Origin of the sequence: Kamptonema formosum PCC 10802, from assembly GCF_000332335.1 — a bacterium.
GTDB lineage: Bacteria > Cyanobacteriota > Cyanobacteriia > Cyanobacteriales > Oscillatoriaceae > Oscillatoria.
On record NZ_KB235948.1, the window covers coordinates 915,460 to 934,616 of the forward strand.

The following is a 19,157-nucleotide window of genomic DNA, read 5'->3' on the forward strand; positions in this document are numbered from 1 at the left end:
ATGGTGAGGAGAGGTGGGCCCACCAGAAACCGCGCCTGCGAGAAACCAGGTTTCTGAAAAAAACCTGGTTTCTTAATATTCGGTTCACTTTGTGCCGGCGCGACTTTCATGGTTTTCCATTTAAAATCGATGTGAGAGCGGCTCGCGGCTCGCTCAAAACTTCTCTCATGCCCAAAACGAAGCCGAAATCAAAGCGGAAATCTAAGAAAGGCAAAGCGCAACCCAGCAGTGACAAGCCACCTCTCAGTAAAAAGGAGGAACAAGCACAAAAGCGCCAAGCGGCTCGGGAGCGCCAAGAACTGTTTAAGGTGCTGACCCCCACCGCAGTCGCCTCGGCGGCGATTGGCCTGTTGCTTTTTGCCGTCAAAGGGCCCGCGCTTGCCGTTGCCGGTGGGGGCGGCTTGCTGGTGCTGGTACTTTCCTTTAAATATCCCCGGCAGGCTCTGTGGTTTTTCCTCTTCTACATGCCCTTCTCTGGCACAATCACCTACAGCATTGGCAAGGGGAACGCACTGTTCCAGCTGGCTAAAGATGGTTTCTACTTTCCAGCACTAATCGCACTGGTTCAGGAGTGGAAACGGCGGCGGCTGCCTTTTGTGGTTAACAAAAAGCTGGTGACGCCGCTCAAGATTCTGCTGGCGGTGTGTATCCTGACGATACTGTTGGTTAACGGCGCGCAGCAGTTCGCTCCCGCCTGCAGCAGTCTGCCCAATGGCGGCAGGGGCTTGCTGTGCCGGGACAAAATGCCCATAGCTCTCGGAATTTTGGGCCTGAAAGTTTTCATGGGATACATTCCCCTGATGACTTGCGCTTACTATCTGATCCGCAACAAGAAGGAGTTCCTCTTCCTGACTCGCCTGCACGTCGTTCTAGCCCTGATCTGCTGCGGGCTCGGCATTGTCCAGTACCTGTTCCTGCTGACGGGCCGGTGTGCCGGCACCCGCAATCTTACAGGTGACGATCTGTTTAAGGCGACCCTAGATGCGAGGTGTCTTATCGGCGGCTCTCTCGTCTACAGCCCTCAGGTCGGTATGATCCGTTTGCCAGGGACGTTTGTCGCTCCCTGGCAGTGGGCCTGGTTTCTGATTTCCAACACGTTTTTTACCTTTGCCGCTGCGTTCAGCGATCCGTCACTGTTATGGCAGATTGCCGGTTTTGCCGGTCTGGCATCGGTGTTTGTCAATGCAGTTATCTCCGGTCAAAGAATTGCTCTGGCCCTCGTGCCGGTATTTGTGGTTATCTTGCTGGTCCTCACCGGCCAAATAGCCAACCTGAAACGGTTTCTGCCCATTGCGGGGGGGCTGGGGGCTCTCGGGGCGATTGCTATGGCCATGTTCCCCCAAGTGATTGAAGAGCGGGTGAATAGCTTTATCGACCGGTGGAATGCTTCACCCCCGACGGAGTTTATTGCCAATCAAGCGGAGTTTACCTCTGAGGGACAGGTGGGATTGCTGGGGAAAGGCTTGGGGCGAGCCACAAACTCGGCTCGCATCTTTGGGAATACAGCGCTGATCGAGACTTGGTTTCCTAAAGTGCTCTACGAACTGGGGCCGGTTGGACTGCTAGCGTTTTTGTTTTTTGTCACAGCCCTGACGGTGGTTACTTTCAAGGTTTACCGCTCGGTAAAAGACAAGAGTTTGCGGAGTTATGGAGCCTGTTTTTGGGTATTTATCTTATTTATTAGCTACAACACCTACTATTACCCCCTCGATGTCGATCCGGTGGCTGTGTATTACTGGCTTTTTGCTGGAGTGCTTCTCAAATTGCCAGAACTTGACCGGCAGGAGCGAGAAAAACTCCTAGAGGCAGAGCCAGAGCCGCTGCCAGCTAAAAAGAAAAAACTTAGGTGATCTTTTTGGGGCTGCCGGATTTAGAATCCAAAATCCAAAATCCAAAATCCAAAATCCAAAATCCAAAATGGTAATGCCTTTGATTTCTGTAATTGTGCCCACCTATGGGCGCGAGCAGCCCCTGCGGGACACTCTAGCCGATGTCCTGAAGCAGGACTACCCGAAATTTGAAGTGCTTGTCGTCGATCAAACCGCCAACCACGAGCCCGAAACTCAAGCTTACTTGGATGAACTGGCAGCGACTGGTAAAATACAGCTGTTCCGGGTTGACTGGGCGAGTTTGCCCGGTGCCCGCAACTTTGCGGTGCGCCGCTCAGCGGGGGAAATTATCCTATTTATTGACGATGACGTTCAGCTCCCTGCGGGCTTTCTAGAAGCTCACGCGCGGAACTATATGGAAAAACCGGCAGTAGGGGCGGTGGCGGGACGGGTGTTCGACCGCATGAAACTCGCTGATTCTAAGGGTGAGCTGACCATTGACTATCTCCCCCCAGAAGCGATGGACCCAGCACTGGCCTGGTACTATATTGACTTGGTGCATACGGTGAAACCCCAGCAAGTTATATCAGCTAGGGGCTGCAATATGTCTTTTCGCCGAGAGGTTTTTACCAAGTACGGGCTGGGATTTGACGAGCGGTTCAAGGGGAGTGCGGTGCGGGAAGAGTCCGATTTTTGCCTGCAGTTCCGCAAAACCGGCTACCAGATATGGTACGATCCACAAGCCTATCTCATTCACCTGGGCGAGGAAACCGGCGGCTGCCACGACATCAGCACCCGCTCGCCCGAATATCAGATTAACCTCTATCACAATCACTTTGTCATGGGGTTCAAAAACTTGACCCCCCTCCAGTGCGTGCGTTTTTTTGCCCGCTTGTTCGACTGTCAGGTGTTGGGCCACCCCCCCTGCAACAAAAGTGGCTCCCCACTCAAAAGTTTGGTGCGCTCGGCTTTCTATACGATAGGCTTTGTGAAAGCTGTCGCTACTGCGGTAAAATCTGGTTGGAACGAAGGCCAGATTTACAGCCGGGAAGACGGCGTGAAAATATCACCTTGAAAACCTTGAAAAACAAATCAATGGTTTGAAAGGAGAGGGATGGGAACGTTTGCAATAAGGTTGAGATGAGAATTCTAGTCGCTAGCCACACATATATCGTTGACCTCAACCGCGAAAAGCTGCGGGCTTTGGCTGTTGCCGAACCGGGCATTGAGGTGACAGTTGTGGTGCCGAGCCGGTGGAAACCGGGGGGCGTGCAAAACAAAACGGTTGAAACGAAATTCCTCCAGGAAGGCTCGTTTCAAGTCGTGCCGGTTTCTAATTTCAGCCAGAACAATCAAGGATTGCTCACCTTCGGGGCTGACCTCATCGGGCTGCTGCGCCGGTTTCGCCCACAAATTATCCAGGTAGAACAGGGCTCCCGCTCCCTGGCTTACGCCCAGCTAATTGCGCTCAACCGGCTGCTGGGACTGAAAGCCAAAAATCTGTTCTTTACCTGGTGGAACCTTCCTTACGAGCTGAAATGGCCAGTGTCTCTGCTGGAAGCTTATAACCTCCGCAACACGGACGGTTTGGTCGCCGGCAATCAAGATGGCGCTGACATTCTGCGCCAGCGCGGCTACGAAGGGCCAGTTAAAGTGATGCCGCAGCTGGGCGTGGATGAAACCCTGTTCCGCCCCCAACCCCAGCCAGAATTGCGCAGCGATCTGGGGATCAATCCCGATGATTTTGTCGTGGGATTTGTGGGGCGGTTTGTGGGGGAAAAAGGGCTGCTCACTCTCGGTAAAGCGCTTGCCGGCTTGCGGGACTGTCCCTGGAAATGGCTGTTGCTGGGGCGCGGGCCTTTGCAGCCGGTGCTGGCGGAAAAAGCCGCCGAGTGGGGAATACAAGACCGGCTCATTTTCGTGGAAAGCGTTCCCCACGATTGCGTTCACCAGTACATCAACTTGATGAATGTCTTGGTGCTGCCCTCGGAAACCACCGACAAATTTAAAACTCTCACGGCTGCCGGTTGGAAAGAACAGTTCGGGCATGTTATAATAGAGGCGATGGCTTGCTCTGTGCCGGTGATTGGTTCCGATTCTGGAGAAATTCCCCATGTGATTGGAAATGCGGGTTTAGTATTTGCAGAAGGCAATGCCGAATCGCTGCAAAATTGCCTGCGGCAGCTGATAGAAAGCCCAGCCTTAGCGGCAGATCTGGCAAAGCGCGGCTACCAGCGGGCAATGGCTAACTACACAAACAGGGCTCTCGCCAAACAGGTGCTGGATTTTTACAAGCAGCTCATGGCTAGTGGTTAGTGAGAATGCTTGTTTCCTGGCGATTAGAAATCGCGGCTATACAGACAAAGCCCGCCTGCGCGGGCTATTAAGAGCACTTATATCCTTGAGACTTCGCTTCCGGATTCAAAAGTGACACGCTGCCATGCCCAATGCCCAATGCCCACTGCCCAATCAACAGGAAAAACTGGAAAAACTGTGCGCATCCTGCAAATTGTTCCCTCAATCTCCCTGGTTTACGGCGGTCCCAGCCAGATGGTGCTGGGACTCTCAGCAGCCCTCGCCCGTCAGGGGGTCGGGGTGACTGTGCTGACGACGGACTCCAATGGGGATGTGGGCCAGCCCCCACTGGATGTCCCCCTGGACCGGCCTGTCGAGCTCGATGGCTTCCAAGTGCGCTATTTCCGCTGCTTTCCCTTCCGGCGCTACAAATTCTCCCCGGATTTGCTCGGCTGGCTGCACCGGCACGCCCGGGAGTTTGACTTGGCTCACATCCACGCCCTGTTCTCGCCGGTGAGCACGGCGGCGGCGGCGGTGGCGCGATCCCGCCACCTGCCCTACATCCTCCGCCCTCTGGGCACTCTTGACCCCGCTGACTTGCGCAAAAAAAAGCAGCTGAAGCGAATTTATGCGGCGCTGTTCGAGGGGCCGAATTTGGCCGGTGCGGCGGCGATTCACTTCACCAGCGCGCAGGAAGCCAAGATTTCGGAACGCTTTGGGGCGGTGACGCGGGATTTGGTGATTCCGCTGGGCGTTAATTTTCTCAACCCCGCCCCGGAAACCCGTCAAGCCCGCGCCCAGTTGGGCATTCCAGCGGACCGGCTTTTGCTGCTGTTCATGTCGCGAATTGAGCCGAAAAAGGGGCTGAATCTCCTGCTGCCGGCGCTGGAAAATCTCCTGGCTGAAGGGCTGGATTTTCACTTTGTTCTCGCTGGCAGCAATCCGCAAGATCCAGACTATGAAGCGAAGATTCGGGCGCAGGTGGGAGCGTCGCCCCTGGGCAAACGCACGACGATTGCCGGCTTTGTCACCGGCACTTTGAAGGCGGCTTTGCTGCAGGAAGCGGACCTGTTTGTCCTGCCGTCTTACTACGAGAATTTTGGCATTGCGGTGGCGGAGGCGATGGCTGCCGGCACGCCGGTGTGCGTTTCTCGGGAGGTGCATATTTGGGAGGAGGTTCTGCAGGCGGAAGCGGGCTGGGTGTGCTCCTGTGATGCCGGTTCGCTCACCGAGCAACTCAGGGTGGCGCTGCGGGATGCCGGTGAGCTACACCGGCGGGGATTGAACGGGAGGGAATACGCTTTGAAGAATTACAGTTGGGATGCTATCGCGAAACAAACTGTGGCAGCTTACCGGGAAATTTTGGCCGGCACGCCATAAAGTCGTTTGAACAGTTATTATTCTATATGGCGGGGAGCGGCGTTAAGGTCTGTTTTAAAAGGCCGCCGGTGGCGCGAGTGCAATCAATTCATGCAGGAATCAACCGGATTTGAAAATTGGGCGTTTTGGATGGCTTTTTCAAGCGACAGGATGCCATAATGAGATGGAATGTGATTTTTGCGGAGGCAAAATGGATTTTGAAAGAATTTCACCGAAAACATTTGTGGGGCAGTTGCTGCGCTTGCCCTTGAGGTTAATACCGCCCGATATGAAGATGCCAATTTTGCGGGGCAAGATAAGAGGCAAACGGTGGACAGTCAAAGCCGGCAGGCACGGATGCTGGCTGGGAACTTATGAATACGAAAAGCAGATTATTTTTGAAAAAATGGTAAAGCCGGGGGACACGGTCTTCGACATCGGGGCGCAGGCCGGTTTCTACACGCTTTTGGCTTCGGTTCTGGTGGGGCCCACCGGCAGGGTTTTCGCGTTTGAACCCCTGCCGAGAAATGTATTCTACCTGAAGGAACACCTAGCACTAAACAGCATAAAAAATGTCACCGTGATTGAGGCGGCTATTTCCAATAGCAGTGGGGTGGCATTCTTTAAAGACAGTGCTAGCGGCTATCAGGGATTTCTCTCATCAGAGGGGGAGGTGCAAGTCAATACAGTGAGTCTGGATGAACTGATTGCCAGCGGTCAAATCCCCCTACCAGACTGCATCAAAATGGACATTGAGGGAGGTGAGGCGCGGGCTTTAGCCGGTGCCAAGTCTTTGCTGGATCGGGCTCATCCAAAAATATTTTTGGCTGCGCACGGACGGCCTATGTATAAACAGTGTGCTGAATTATTGCAAGCCTGCGGCTATCAGATAGAAGTCATCGATTGGGACGGTGCCGGCGAGGTGCCAAATAACCCCGATGTGCTGGCTTCTTACAAGGGCGCACCCTCTCAGTCAGATTGAGATTAGTCCCTCGAACGAGGGGCAGGGAGGAAAAGAAGAGATTTTGTTACGGCTGACTGTCGGGCACATCGAAACCAGGTTGCTTGAAGAAACCTGGTTTCTTAAACTTGGGGAAAGACTTACTGAGCGGTCGCCATGAGGATTTTTATAGTTGAGTGGGAGCGTATTTGTTGCAAAAAGCATGAAAAAGCCTGTGGGAAAATAAGGGGAAAAAAATAATGAAACCGCCAAGAGGCCATAGACGCGCCAGCGGCTTGCCCGTTGGGTAGAGCGCCAAGGTAAGAAGGGGAGAGTGAGAGAGGAATTATCGAAGTGGCAAATTATGTAAATTTTCGCTTAAAATGTGCGGTCGTGGGGGGGGAATTATGAAACTTTTTGTCCCGGGCCGGCTCTGTCTGTTTGGCGAACACAGCGACTGGGCGGGGGGCTACCGCCGGCTCAATCCCGATTTGGAAAAGGGCTGCACTCTGATTGCCGGCACGAATCAGGGGCTTTATGCTGAGATCAAGCCTCACCCCACTCACCTGATTCTTCGGGCTTCCCTGAATGATGGCTCTCGTAAAGAGCCGGTGGCGCTTCCTATGGAAAGGCAGGCGCTGCTTGCGGAAGCGGAAAAGGGCGGTTTTTTCAGCTACGCTGCCGGTGTCGCTTATCAAATTCTCACTCACTTCCAGGTGGGGGGACTGGAAATTGACAATTACTTGACGGATCTGCCGGTGAAAAAAGGTCTGTCGTCTAGCGCTGCTATCTGTGTCCTCGTGGCTCGCGCTTTCAATCGCTTGTACGATCTAAAAATGACGGTGCGCGGCGAAATGGAGTTTGCCTATCTGGGCGAGATTTCGACACCTTCCCGCTGCGGGCGAATGGATCAGGCTTGCGCTTATGGCAACCGGCCTATTTTGATGGCGTTTGATGGCGACCGGACTGATGTTATCGAGCTAAAGGTGCCGCAGGATTTGTTTTTTGTTATCGTGGATTTGGGTGCCGGCAAGGATACCAAAGCAATTCTCAGCAGCCTGAATCAGTGCTATCCTTTCGCGACTGACGGAGTTCAGCAGAATGTCCAGAAATATCTCGGCCCGATTAGCGCTCAAATTACTCTGGAAGCAGCTGAGGCACTGCAACAGGGCGATGCTGAAAGGATTGGCGCTCTGATGAGCAGGGCTCAGGCGGAATTCGACCGGCATCTCGCACCGGCTTGCCCGTCGCAACTGACGGCTCCTGTCTTGCACCAACTCCTCAATTCCCCTGCCATTCAGCCACACATTCTGGGGGGAAAGGGTGTTGGCTCTCAGGGCGATGGCTCCGCGCAGTTTATCGTAAAAGATGCGGATTGTCAAGAGCGGGCGATCGAAATTATTGAGCGCGATTTTCCCCAGATGAAATGTCTCAAGCTGGCGATTCGGCAGTAGGGGCACGCGCTGCTGGTGCTTTACAATTATAGCATAGCAGGCAGGATGCCCGCTCTACAAGAGAGGAGTCAAGCAAAAGTCAGATGAGCACAATTCGCAAGGCGGTTATTCCGGCGGCGGGTTTCGGCACCCGGCTGTTCCCAGCAACTAAGGCGGTCAAAAAGGAGTTTTTCCCTGTTATTGATAAGGACGGTCGCGCCAAGCCGGTGATTTTGGCGATTGTGGAAGAAGCTCTCAGTGCCGGCATTGAAGAGATTGGGATTGTGGTGCAGCCGAGTGACCGCGAACTTTTTGAGCATTTCTTTAAACATCCACCGGCACCCGAACTTTTTCGCAAGCTGTCCCCGCAGAATCAGGAATACAGCCGGTATTTGGAAGATTTAGGGAGTTGCATTACTATTCTAACACAGCCAGCTCAGGAAGGCTACGGGCATGCGGTCTTTTGTGCGAGAGAGTGGGTGAGCGATGAGCCATTCCTGCTGTCTCTGGGCGATCACATTTACTCGTCTGATACGGAAAGGTCTTGTGCCGGTCAAGTTGTAGATGTTTGCGAGCGGATGGGGGAGAGTGTGGTGAGTTTGACTGCCATGCCGGCAGAAATGCTTCACAAAGCGGGCTGCGTTGCGGGTGTTTGGCAGGAGTCGGGCTCGATTCTAAAGGTGACGCAACTCTCTGAAAAGCCGGCTGTTGATTACGCGCGCCGGCACCTGCGCGTTGAGGGAATGCCTGAGGATGAGTTTCTCTGCGTATTTGGGCTGTACGCGCTGACTCCGAACATCTTTGACTGTCTGGAATATCAGATCGCCAACAATATCCGCGAACGGGGGGAATTTCAGCTGACTTCCAGTCTGGATAGATTGCGGGAAGAGGAGGGAATGACAGGGGTGTTTGTCAGGGGCCGGTGTTTTGACACCGGCAATCCAGATGCTTACCGGCAAACACTGATTGATTTTGGAAATAGGGCCTAAGGCGTGAAGCGCGGGGCGCATAAGTAGGGTGCGTTCCCCCTTGGGGAACGCACCCTACAAGCTAAAATCCCAAATTGATATCAGACCTTTTCCCGCGCTGCCATACGCTCCTTCATTCGAGATTTAAAGGCATCGATTATTTCCGGGGTGGGATGGGTTTTTTGCCAGGAAGGGCGCTCGGTCAATCGCGAGCACCAAGCGCTCAGTTTTGGAAAGTCATCTAGAGGCAAACCCAGACTGGGCAACCAAGGAACTGCAGTGCCGGCGACGAGATCGGCTAGGGTTATGTGTTCCGCTCCAAAGTAGGGGCGCTCGCCCAGCTGGCGCTCCAAGAAAGCCAGCACCGTGGCTAATTTTTCTTTGGCTTGCCGCAACTTCTCGGCGTCGGTGGGGGAAAACCCCATACTCTGACCGATCAGCGGATTCATTGCCGGCAGGAGTTCATTCACAGCCACCATTTCCACCATGCGCACTAGTGCGATATCTCGGGCACCGGCTGGCAGCATGGCCGGCTCCGGGTATTTTGCCTCTATATAATCAAGGATGGCTAAAGATTCTATCACGGGAAAGCCATCATCCTCTAACACTGGAATGTGGTGGAAGGGGTTAATTGCCAGAAACTCTGGTCGTAACTGATCCCCATCCAGGTTGAGCGGCACCAGCTCAAACTCAATGCTTTTTTCCAGAAGAGCAACCCACACACGGCGGGAGTTGAAAGAAACAGGGTGGTGATAAAGCTTCAGCATGGGAAACCAGATTGTAACTTTATCTCTAGCATACTCTGTTTTTGTAGCTCTCTCCTATGCGAAACGGATTGTAGCCAGCGCTTTTGGGCGGAAGCCTCTTTGGCACTCTAGAAGTAGCGTTCCCCTTGGAACGCTACAAGCGAAGAGAACGCACCCTGGCAGCGCTTCTGCAATCCGCTCACAGTCCTCTTGTAGAGACTTTACATGTAACCCCCAAGCACTGGGGGGTTTTACCCCTCAGCGGACTGGCCGGAGCAATGACAGTGAAGATGTCAGTGATTTCTCTGTTGTGCGAAATAACCTGTGGGAACGAGCATCTCAGAGAGTGCCGAATCCCGTCCGCAGGCTTTGGTTGCCGGACACTGGGGATGGGAGCGCCGGCAAGCGCGCCCAGCATCCCCGCCCCAATGATTAGCCATCTATTTTCATTTTATTATCACATAGAAAAGGGAGTGTCAAGGAAATTTGGCTACTTATAAGTAATAGAAATTGATTTCTGGAGGTGGCTGGCAGGGAAGATAAAACTCACTTATAGGGGGGTGCAAATTCTGAAAGCCAGATTAAGGTAGAAATATAGTCGTCTGGGGGCTAGAGGTCTTGAAAAGAATGCCTTCCCGTCTGGAGAGCTGCGGCGTGGCTCTCCTAGCTGTTACCCTGGGGCTGCTGCTGCAGCGACTGCTATACCCTCCGCTGGCACTAGAAAGCCCTTTTCTCCTGTTTTTTGGCTCTGTAATGGTTAGCGCCTGGTATGGCGGCTTGTGGGCCGGTGTGCTGGCCACGGCTCTCGCGGCTTTCGCCAGCGACTGCTTCTTTCTCTCTGATCTCTCGTTGCTTGTCAAAAGCCCCGGTGAAACCTTGCAACTGTGCCTGTTTGTGGTGGAGGGGCTGCTGATTAGCAGGACAGTCGCAGCCCTGAAATCGCGTCCGGTGGCATCTGTTGCAAGGGAGCAACCGGCTGGAAATCTCACCGCCGGCGGCGCACCGGCTCAAGAGGCGCTGGCGACCGGTGAAACGCTCTACCGCACCCTTGCCGAAGCCATGCCGCACTTCGTCTGGACACTAACAGCGGAGGGCACCCTGGACTATGCCAACCGGCAGTGGCACGAACACACCGGCCTGACCGTCGAGCGGGTCAATAACGAGGGGTGGGGGATCGCCATCCATCCCGAAGACCTTCCGCGCGTTACGGAAGTGTGGGCGCAGCTACAGCAGGCCGGCGCAGTCACCGAATTCGAGTGCCGCCACAGGAGGGGGGATGGCACCTATCGCTGGTTTCTCTGCCGCCTCGTGCCGGTGTTTGACGCCCGGGGCGAAGTCATCAAGTGGGTGGGGAGCTCTACAGATATTGACGATCTCAAGCAGGCTTTAGCGGCGCTGCGGGAGAGCCAAGAACACCTGCAGGCGATCCTGGATAACTCGCCGGCGGTTATTCATGTCGTAGATACTCAGAACAGATACCTGCTAATCAACCGCCGGTATGAAAACGTGTTCCGCGTCGGGGTAGAGCAGATTACAGGCAAGAGCCTGTACGAGATTTGGCCCCAAGAGATAGCTGATACCTTGGCGGCGAATAACCGAAAGGTACTCGAATCTGGAATCCCTCTCGAACTCGAAGAGGTTGTCCCTGAGAGAGATGGGCCGCACACCTACATTTCCATCAAGTTTCCCCTGCGCGATGCCGGTGGGGTCCCTTACGCAATTGGTGGCATCTCCACTGATATCACCCAGCGGAAGAAGGCAGAGGAGGAACTGTACCGGCGCGAGCAGGCATTCAAAGCGCTGGCCGATAATTCGCCTGACGTCATTGCCCGGTTTGACAGGGAATTTCGCTATGTTTACGCCAACCCTGTAGCAGAACGAACGGCAGGAATAGGGAGCAAGACTTGTATTGGTAAAACTTTTTCAGAATTGGGAATACCACAGGAAAAAGTGGTAGAGTGGAACCAGAACCTCCAGCAGGTCTTTACAGCGGGGCGAGAGCTGGTTCTTGAAGAAGACTTTCCAACACCCAGCGGAACGAGATACTATCAAAGTTTTCTTGTGCCTGAATTCGCCAAGGATGGTTCAGTTGACTCTGTACTGTGCGTTAGCCGGGAGATTACTGCGCTCAAACAAGCCAAGGCTGCGCTGCAACAGCAGGCAGAGAAATTAGCGGAAGCCAACCGCCTGAAGGATGAGTTCGTGGCAGTTGTCTCGCACGAACTCCGGTCGCCGGCAAGCGCCATGCTGGGCTGGATTAATTTCATCCGCCGGCATAATTTTGAGCGAGAGGCAGTCAGCCGGGGGCTGGATATCATTGAGCGCAACGGGAAGCTGCAATTCCAAATCATCAACGACCTTTTGGACCTGTCGAGCATTATTCAGGGGCAACTCCGCATCCACACCTGCCTCCTCAACTTGGAACCGATTATTAATGCGGCGATTGAGGTAGTGAGACCGGCAGCTGAAGCCAAAAGAATTCAACTGGAGTCCGCAGTTGATTTGTCCGCAGGCAAGGTGATTGGCGATCCGGCTCGCTTGCAGCAGGTATTGTGGAATCTGCTTTCCAATGCAGTTAAGTTCACCCCGGAAGGCGGAGAGGTATTTGTTCGGTGCCGGCGCATTCACTCGCGCATTGAAATATCAGTCAGCGACACCGGCTGCGGAATAAGTCCTGACTTTCTCCCGCATGTCTTTGACCGGTTCACGCAAGGAAAGAATGCGAACCTAAAGAATAGCAGCGGGCTGGGTCTGGGGCTGGCAATCGTGCGCAACCTAGTGGAAATGCAGGGAGGGACTGTTTCTGCCAGCAGCAGTCCCGGACGGGGGGCGACATTTACTGTGCAGTTTCCCGTAGCGGCTATCGCCATCAAGCCGAAGAATGTAGCAGTTCAGCGGTTGGTTTCACCTGCTGGACGTCAAGCGCCCGCCGGCAGTCCAGGAGCTCTCCAGGGCGTGAAGTTGCTGGTTGTGGACAACTGTCCCGATACCTGCGAGCTGATCGCTACAGTGCTCGAACAGTTGGGGGCGGAAGTAACCGTGGCAGTTTCTGCCGGTGAGGCGCTCGACCGGCTGCAACAATTCAAGCCAGATGTCCTAGTCAGCGACCTTGAGATGCCCGGAGAGAGTGGTTACAATTTTATCCGCAGGGTGAGGGTTCTGGAAGCGGCGCGAGGGGGAAAAATTCCAGCTATTGCGCTGACGGCACACGCCGAACCTGAGGCTCGACTGCAAGCTTTTTCTGCCGGCTTCCAGATGTACTTGACCAAGCCGGCGGAGCCAGATGAATTGGCTGCGGTGGTGGCAAGTCTGGCGGCGCTGGGCAGAAATTAATCGGTGGGAGGGCATAGAAACCGGGTTTCTTTAAGAAACCCGGTTTCTGGGGCTCAGAAGCCCGGTTTCTTAAAGAAACCGGGCTTCTGAAATTTACACGAATGATTTAGACTCGCTATATCCCGCAGGACGCAGGACCGGCATCTTGCCTGTCCTTAAAGTGGCGTTAAAACTAAACTGCCGGCATCAGGAAAGCCGAGCTGATTGAATTGCTCAAATCGCCAGTGCTGCTGGTATCGGGTGAGGAAGTTCTGACCGATGATGCCTTCAACGCCTAACAAGTCTAGCACGCCATTCTTCAAAATCACGGCATCGAGGTGGGAGGCTTGGCGACCGTGCAAATTCACGCCTTCTAAGGTGATTTGCTTGCCGGTTTCTGTGCCGCAAAACCCCCGAACTTCTGTGTCCTTCGCCTTGGCGGTGTTGAGAGACAGCCGCTGCGCCAGTCGCTGCGAGACAACCATCACATCTGCGCCGGTGTCCAGCAAAAAGGTGAAAGGGCCTTTACTATTAATTTGCACTTGTGCGGTCATCACGCCCAGCTTTCCTGTTAGGGGAATGGCACCGGCAGGGTGGCGAGACTGCGGCAGGAGTTGCAATTTCAAGGTTCTGGGGTTTATAATTACATCGAAGCCGGTTAAAAAATCCATCCCCAAAACGCCGGACTGCCCCCCGGGAATTGCTGTTTTTGACAGCCCCATTCCGTTGAGCCCTTCAACTTTGGCAGAAGCTACGGTTACGGGCGGCAAACTGTGCAGCGCCGCTCTCACATTAGAGCAGTTGTCGCCGACAACCATATATGCTAAAATATCGCTGGGGATAGGGGTGCCGGCAAGTTTTAACTGCTGGGCGATTTGACTGTCGAGAATCGAATTGGATGCGCCGGTGTCGAGCAAAAAAGTTCCGCTCTGTCCGCCGACAGTCACCGGCAAAGTAAAAAGCCGGCTGTCAGTCAGGCGTTTTAGCGGTACAGAAGCTTGTCCCTGACTGACGGGTTTGGGGAGGGTGATGCCGGTGGTTTTCAGCAGCGCAGTCAGGCGAGCGCTGGCATCCGGGCGAACACTGCCATCTGGTGCGAGCATAACAACTTTAAATACGCATTGCGCCGAAGCAGTTTGCAGCTGTTCCGCAGAAGGTTGCTGGGGGTTAGAGACTTTCCCGAGAACACACTGCAGCAGCTGTTGCAGGAGTTCTTTTCCCAGGGGGTTGGGGGCGGGTGCCGGTTGCTGTGCCGGTTGCTGTGCCAGCTGTCTCTCGCTCCCAGGTTGCGCCAGCAAACGCCCACCGGGAGGCTCCGCCCTCATTTCCCTGGCACCCTGACGGGGCGCGCCTGCCGTCTGGGCGCGAGAAAAAGGGTTCTGGGCTGAATTTGGCAGGGGCGTTACGGCGAGCCCCCCGCAGACGGATGCGAGTGCGATGGCATTGGCGACAGTCCAAGAGAGTTTCATGGCTGAAGGTTGGAATGCAGTGGCGGACAAATTTGCCTGTTTCTTCTTATAATGACAGGTGTTTAACGTTGAATAGCTGATTTATAAAGAAAAAGCGAAGCCACAAGAAACCGGTTTTCTTCAAGACCCCCGGTTCCTGTACTGAGTTCTGGCTCCATTCCGGATTAACAATTACTTTATATAGCGATTCTCAGTTGGATGCACTCTGGCCCAAAAACCCGGTTTCTTTAAGAAACCGGGTTTCTCAGTACCTCAGAAAGGATGAGAAACGCTATAAATCAGCTCTAACTCTCACCGGCACACTCCTAGCGCAGCCCTGGGGAGCCAACGCCCCTCTCCCCTGCCGCACCCGGTTATAAAAAAATAATAAAATTTATTCATAAACTTAAGCACTCCTGTTAAATAGATATAACAGAAGTCAACTCTAGATGTGGGAGATAAACACGACAGGCCAGTCGCGCGTGGCGCGGGAAAGACGGTCTATGTTGGTTTTTTATGCGGGGAGCCGGTATTGATTTCCGTGACACCGCAAGTCCGAGCGTGAAGGAAAGCACAAGATGATCCAAGCTCTACAGACCGAGCGCAAAACCGAGCCAGCACCGGCAACCTCCGGCACAGCGAGGGGATTGAAAGTGCGCCGGCTATTTTTCCAGAAGATTGCCGGCGGTTTGGGATTGGCAACCGCCAGCCTGATTTTCATGGTTGGGGTTTCGTACCGGAGCATAACCCAACTCGTTCAGACCAATGCTGCAGTGGAAGACACCTTTACAGCCCTCAAACAGCTCGATGATGTGCTCTCCCAAATTAAAGAGGCGGAAACTGGGCAGCTCAGCTATATAATAACAGGAGATGAGGCTTATCTAGAAGCCGGTCGCGCCGCCCCAGAGGCGGTCAGTCAAAAACTGAAGCGTCTCAAAGAGTTAACTGCCAATAATCCGGACCGCCAGCACCTACTGAACCGCTTAGAGGGGCTGACCGACCATTTATTTGCTGAAATCGACCGGACAGTTGAGTGGCGAAAGAGGGCGGGCTTGGCCGCAGCGCTGCGCTCCTTAAAAACAGAGCGATTCAAGGAGGACATGAATGAAATACGCAGGCTGATTCATAAATTGGAACTCGAAAAAAAACAGGTCTTGACGCAGCAGCAAGCGCAGGCAAAACTTAGCGGGAGAAACGCGCTGATTGGCTTTTCCGGTGGAGTCTTGCTAAATTTTGGCATCCTCTTGTGGGTGTACAAACTCATCTATCGGGAGATAGAAAAGCGCAACCGCGCCGAGGAGGAACTGCAAAAACAGCGCGACTGTACGGGATTCATTATCGAGAAGACTCCCGCACTGGTGATTGGGATAGCGCCTGACGGCGTGACTGAGTTCGTCAATCCTGCGGTGGAGAGCGCTACGGGATACCGGGCGGAAGAACTGATCGGGCGGAACTGGTGGCAAATCTTTGCTGCGGGCGACGAGTGCCGGCACGCCGAGCCATCCTGCAATTTGCAGCGCGGGAATGTGCGCGACTGCGAGATGATTTTGACGGCGCGGAGTGGGGAGAAACGCACCATCTCTTGGAACGCCTTGAATCGCTCTGACGAACAGGGCAACTTGGTACAAGCGATCGGATTTGGCAATGATATCACCTACCGCGTGCGAGCTGAGGAACAGTTGCGAGCGTCACTCCAAGAGCTGTCAGACCTTAAATTTGCACTGGACAGGGCTGCTATCGTCGCCATAACTGACCCTCAGGGGATTATTACTTATGCTAATGATAAGTTTTGCGAACTCTCTCAATATTCTAGGAAAGAGCTGCTCGGTAAAACCCACAGCCTCCTCAAGTCTGGCTATCACTCCCGAGAATTTTTCCAAACCCTTTGGTCAGCCCTTGCCAAGGGCAAAATTTGGCACGGTGAAATTAAGAATAAAGCCAAGGATGGGACCTATTACTGGGTGGACACAACCATTGTGCCTTTTGTGGACGAGCGGGGAAAACCCTCTCAGTATTTAGCCATTCGATTTGACATTACGGAACGCAAGCGGGCTGAGGAAATTCGCAAGAGCGCTGAGCTGCTGCAACTGGTGCTGGACAACATCCCGCAAGCGATTTTTTGGAAAAACCGCAACTCAGTGTATTTGGGGTGCAACCAGAAGTGGTGCGAAATCGTCGGAATTAGCGCTCCTGAGAATATTATTGGCAAGACAGACGGCGACTTGTGCCGCGAGGAATCGGCAGAGAAATACCGCGAGTCAGACCGGCTATTGATGGATGCGGATACGCCAGAACTGCATCATATCCACCGGCGAATCGGGGGAGACGAGCGAGAAATGTGGCTGGATATCAACAAATTTCCCATTCACAGTCCGGAAGGGAAAGTGATTGGCATTCTCGGGACGATTGAAGACATCACCTACCGCGTGCGATCGGAAGAAGCCTTGCGGCAATCGGAATTGCGCGAGCGAGAGAGAGCCTTGCAGCTGGAGGAAACGCTGCGGGAGCTGCAAAAGACCCAAACCCAACTGATCCAGACAGAAAAAATGTCCAGTCTCGGGCAAATGGTTGCCGGTGTCGCCCATGAAATTAACAACCCCGTTAACTTCATCTACGGCAACCTCTCCTACATGGGCGAATACATTAAAAACCTCCTCGGCGTGCTGCACCTGTACCAGCAGCACTATCCCCAACCGCCGGCAGAAATTCAAGCTGAAATTGAATCCGCTGACCTGGATTTCCTGATTGACGACTTGCCCAAAATGCTGTCTTCTATGAAAGTGGGAGCAGATCGCATTCGCCAGATTGTGCTGTCGCTGCGGACGTTCTCGCGCCTCGACGAAGCAGACATGAAGGCAGTTGACATTCACGCGGGAATTGACAGCACGCTATTAATTTTGCAAAACCGGCTAAAGCCAAAAGCGGATCGCGCCGGCATTGAAGTCATTCAAGAGTATGGCAATTTGCCCTTGGTGGAGTGCTATCCAGGGCAACTCAACCAGGTGTTTATGAATGTGCTGGGCAATGCGATTGATGCTTTGGAAAGGGGGCACCGGGCGTCGGGAGCTCGGGGGTGCGAACAGCAGCAATCCCCGGCGCGCCACGCCCCATCGCCTGCGATTCGGATTCGCACAGAAGTGGCGGATAGCAACCGCGCGGTGATTCGGATTGCAGATAATGGATGCGGCATGACAGAGGAGGTAAAAGCGCATGTGTTTGACCCCTTTTTCACCACCAAGCCGGTGGGGAAAGGAACCGGATTGGGGCTGGCGATTAGCTATCAGATTGTAACCCAGAAACATGGCGGAAAAATCTGGTGCGAGTCGCAACCGGCACAGGGGACCGAGTTCTGGATTGAAATTCCGGTGCGGCAAAGTCATCCGTGATTGGGCAAGAAACCCGGTTTCTTAAAGAAACCGGGTTTCTACGCCTCTTGAGGGAACGCATTCTACTGCTTGCAGATAGCTTTGAGAACTTGCAGGATCTGGATTGAACGCTCAGGTTCAAACAGACTGAGCACCGGCATTAGCTGATAAGTCGGGGGATTTCCCTGCTGCACGCATACAAACTGATAAAGCTCTCCATTTGTCGCCAGCCCCCAAACTGATGTTTGACGCTCCAGGCTTTTATAGGCATAGGTGAGCAATTGCGCTAAACCAGCTGAGGGGGCGACACTACTGTTTTTAGCTTCTATCACCAAAACCCAAAAAAATGCGTCCGCTGCTGTCTTCTGAGCCAGACTGACTGCTAAAATGTCGAACCGGCCTTTAATGATGGTGTCTTCATCTGCTATATTAATCTCGGCGATGTCTTCTTCCAAGGTAATCTGGATAGGCGAGCGATAGAAGCCGGCTAATCGCAGCAAGGGAGCGAGCGCCAGTAACTTCACCTGTCCTTCCGAGACTTTGCCTGCTGTCAGGTAGCGGCGAAAGTCATTCCGAATTTGCCAAAATTCTTGCTGTTCGGCGTCAGTCAAAGGCTCCAGAGATAGCAGGGGTGTAAATGAGCTGCTGAACTGCTCTTCTAGCTTAAAAAGGCGCTGGACATCATTCAGAGATAGGTCGCGGGCGTTTAGAGTAGTCATAAGTTGAGTTGGCTGTCAGGTCAAAGTGATATTCTTCTTCTATTTTAGCGACATCTGGGCGAAATGTTCTAGCAGCAGCCGGTGGATAAAAATATAGCCGCTGCCAACTTTTTGCATTTTTTCCCGACTGCCAAATCCCTTAATTGGGAACTGTTCTTGTTTCGATACCGCCGCCAATCCGTCCAAAAATTAGCCCCGAACTCAGCCCGAAAGTCAGTCCCACAACCAGCCCGCCAGTAAACAAGCCATCCAGCGGCGCAATCAGCCCCTCAAACCGTCAATTTTCTTACTCTCTACAGGATTCCTAAACTCTTTCTTAAAACCTCTATCTTTTCTTCCCTTGGCGTTCTTGGCGTCTACCCTACGGGAAGCCGCTGGCGCGTCTATGGCGGTTCAGCAAAAAATCCACAAATCAAATCTAACCGCTCCACTTAAAATATATAGCAATATTCACTTAGGTTCGGACACGATCGTCGGAAAGGAACGCATATCCTATGAGGTTCTGACGTAGGGCAGGCGTCTCGCCTGCCCTAACCTAAGTGGCTAGTGCTATACTGCATTGCAAAAGAGCAGCTCAACCCAACGGTGCAATAACAGTACAGCCGGACTGTCTCTCAGTCTGGCAGAGGGGAAGCCGGCCATATATTACCCCTATTCTGAGCCATTAAAGCGGACGATGGGACTCGAACCCACGACGTTCAGCTTGGGAAGCTGACATTCTACCACTGAATTACATCCGCGTC

General features: G+C 53.5%; 13 protein-coding genes and 1 tRNA gene. 9 read left to right on the plus strand and 5 right to left on the minus strand.

Going from position 1 to position 19,157, the window contains the following annotated elements:
- Positions 1-167: 167 nt before the first annotated feature.
- The 7 genes from hpsL to OSC10802_RS0104070 all read left to right on the plus strand — a co-directional run bounded on the left by hpsL (position 168) and on the right by OSC10802_RS0104070 (position 8,845).
- A complete protein-coding gene (gene hpsL / locus OSC10802_RS0104040) occupies positions 168-1,850 on the plus strand; it encodes a hormogonium polysaccharide biosynthesis protein HpsL (RefSeq protein ID WP_026098153.1) in 1,683 nt (560 codons plus the stop codon).
- Between the two features lie 67 nt (positions 1,851-1,917).
- Positions 1,918-2,904 (plus strand): hormogonium polysaccharide biosynthesis glycosyltransferase HpsN, encoded by a 987-nt coding sequence (gene hpsN, locus OSC10802_RS0104045; RefSeq protein WP_026098154.1) that lies wholly within the window; start codon positions 1,918-1,920, stop codon positions 2,902-2,904.
- A 65-nt stretch (positions 2,905-2,969) separates the two neighbouring features.
- Positions 2,970-4,145 carry a hormogonium polysaccharide biosynthesis glycosyltransferase HpsO gene (hpsO, locus tag OSC10802_RS0104050; RefSeq protein ID WP_017715508.1) on the plus strand — a complete coding sequence of 392 codons (1,176 nt, stop codon included), beginning with the start codon at positions 2,970-2,972 and terminating at the stop codon, positions 4,143-4,145.
- Between the two features lie 177 nt (positions 4,146-4,322).
- A complete protein-coding gene (hpsP, locus tag OSC10802_RS0104055) occupies positions 4,323-5,504 on the plus strand; it encodes a hormogonium polysaccharide biosynthesis glycosyltransferase HpsP (RefSeq protein WP_026098155.1) in 1,182 nt (393 codons plus the stop codon).
- Positions 5,505-5,694: 190 nt separating this feature from the next.
- On the plus strand, positions 5,695-6,465 hold the full coding sequence (locus tag OSC10802_RS0104060) for an FkbM family methyltransferase (RefSeq protein WP_155967370.1): 771 nt from the start codon (positions 5,695-5,697) through the stop codon (positions 6,463-6,465).
- 365 nt (positions 6,466-6,830) lie between these two features.
- Complete coding sequence (locus OSC10802_RS0104065; RefSeq protein WP_017715511.1) at positions 6,831-7,877, plus strand: mevalonate kinase family protein; 1,047 nt, start codon at positions 6,831-6,833, stop codon at positions 7,875-7,877.
- 83 nt (positions 7,878-7,960) lie between these two features.
- Complete coding sequence (locus OSC10802_RS0104070) at positions 7,961-8,845, plus strand: UTP--glucose-1-phosphate uridylyltransferase (RefSeq protein WP_017715512.1); 885 nt, start codon at positions 7,961-7,963, stop codon at positions 8,843-8,845.
- An 80-nt stretch (positions 8,846-8,925) separates the two neighbouring features.
- Here OSC10802_RS0104070 and OSC10802_RS0104075 read toward each other — a convergent pair whose 3' ends face one another.
- A complete protein-coding gene (locus OSC10802_RS0104075) occupies positions 8,926-9,591 on the minus strand; it encodes a glutathione S-transferase family protein (RefSeq protein ID WP_017715513.1) in 666 nt (221 codons plus the stop codon).
- Positions 9,592-10,197: 606 nt separating this feature from the next.
- Here OSC10802_RS0104075 and OSC10802_RS38610 point away from each other — a divergent pair.
- The gene (locus OSC10802_RS38610; protein WP_017715514.1) at positions 10,198-12,903 is read left to right on the plus strand and encodes a PAS domain-containing protein; all 2,706 of its coding nucleotides are present in this window, start codon (positions 10,198-10,200) and stop codon (positions 12,901-12,903) included.
- Positions 12,904-13,058: 155 nt separating this feature from the next.
- On the opposite strand, the gene OSC10802_RS0104085 is transcribed toward OSC10802_RS38610, so the two are convergent.
- Positions 13,059-14,351, minus strand: a complete 1,293-nt coding sequence (locus OSC10802_RS0104085) for a retropepsin-like aspartic protease (RefSeq protein WP_017715515.1) — start codon at positions 14,349-14,351, stop codon at positions 13,059-13,061.
- Positions 14,352-14,908: 557 nt separating this feature from the next.
- Between OSC10802_RS0104085 and OSC10802_RS43920 the strand changes: the two genes are divergently transcribed.
- Positions 14,909-17,716, plus strand: a complete 2,808-nt coding sequence (locus OSC10802_RS43920) for a PAS domain S-box protein (protein WP_017715516.1) — start codon at positions 14,909-14,911, stop codon at positions 17,714-17,716.
- A 62-nt stretch (positions 17,717-17,778) separates the two neighbouring features.
- On the opposite strand, the gene OSC10802_RS0104095 is transcribed toward OSC10802_RS43920, so the two are convergent.
- The 3 genes from OSC10802_RS0104095 to OSC10802_RS0104105 form a co-directional block, all read right to left on the minus strand.
- Positions 17,779-18,414, minus strand: a complete 636-nt coding sequence (locus tag OSC10802_RS0104095; protein ID WP_017715517.1) for a hypothetical protein — start codon at positions 18,412-18,414, stop codon at positions 17,779-17,781.
- A 39-nt stretch (positions 18,415-18,453) separates the two neighbouring features.
- The gene (locus OSC10802_RS48785) at positions 18,454-18,600 is read right to left on the minus strand and encodes a hypothetical protein (protein WP_017715518.1); all 147 of its coding nucleotides are present in this window, start codon (positions 18,598-18,600) and stop codon (positions 18,454-18,456) included.
- A gap of 482 nt (positions 18,601-19,082) precedes the next feature.
- Positions 19,083-19,154, minus strand: a tRNA-Gly gene (locus OSC10802_RS0104105).
- Between the last annotated feature and the right edge of the window lie 3 nt (positions 19,155-19,157).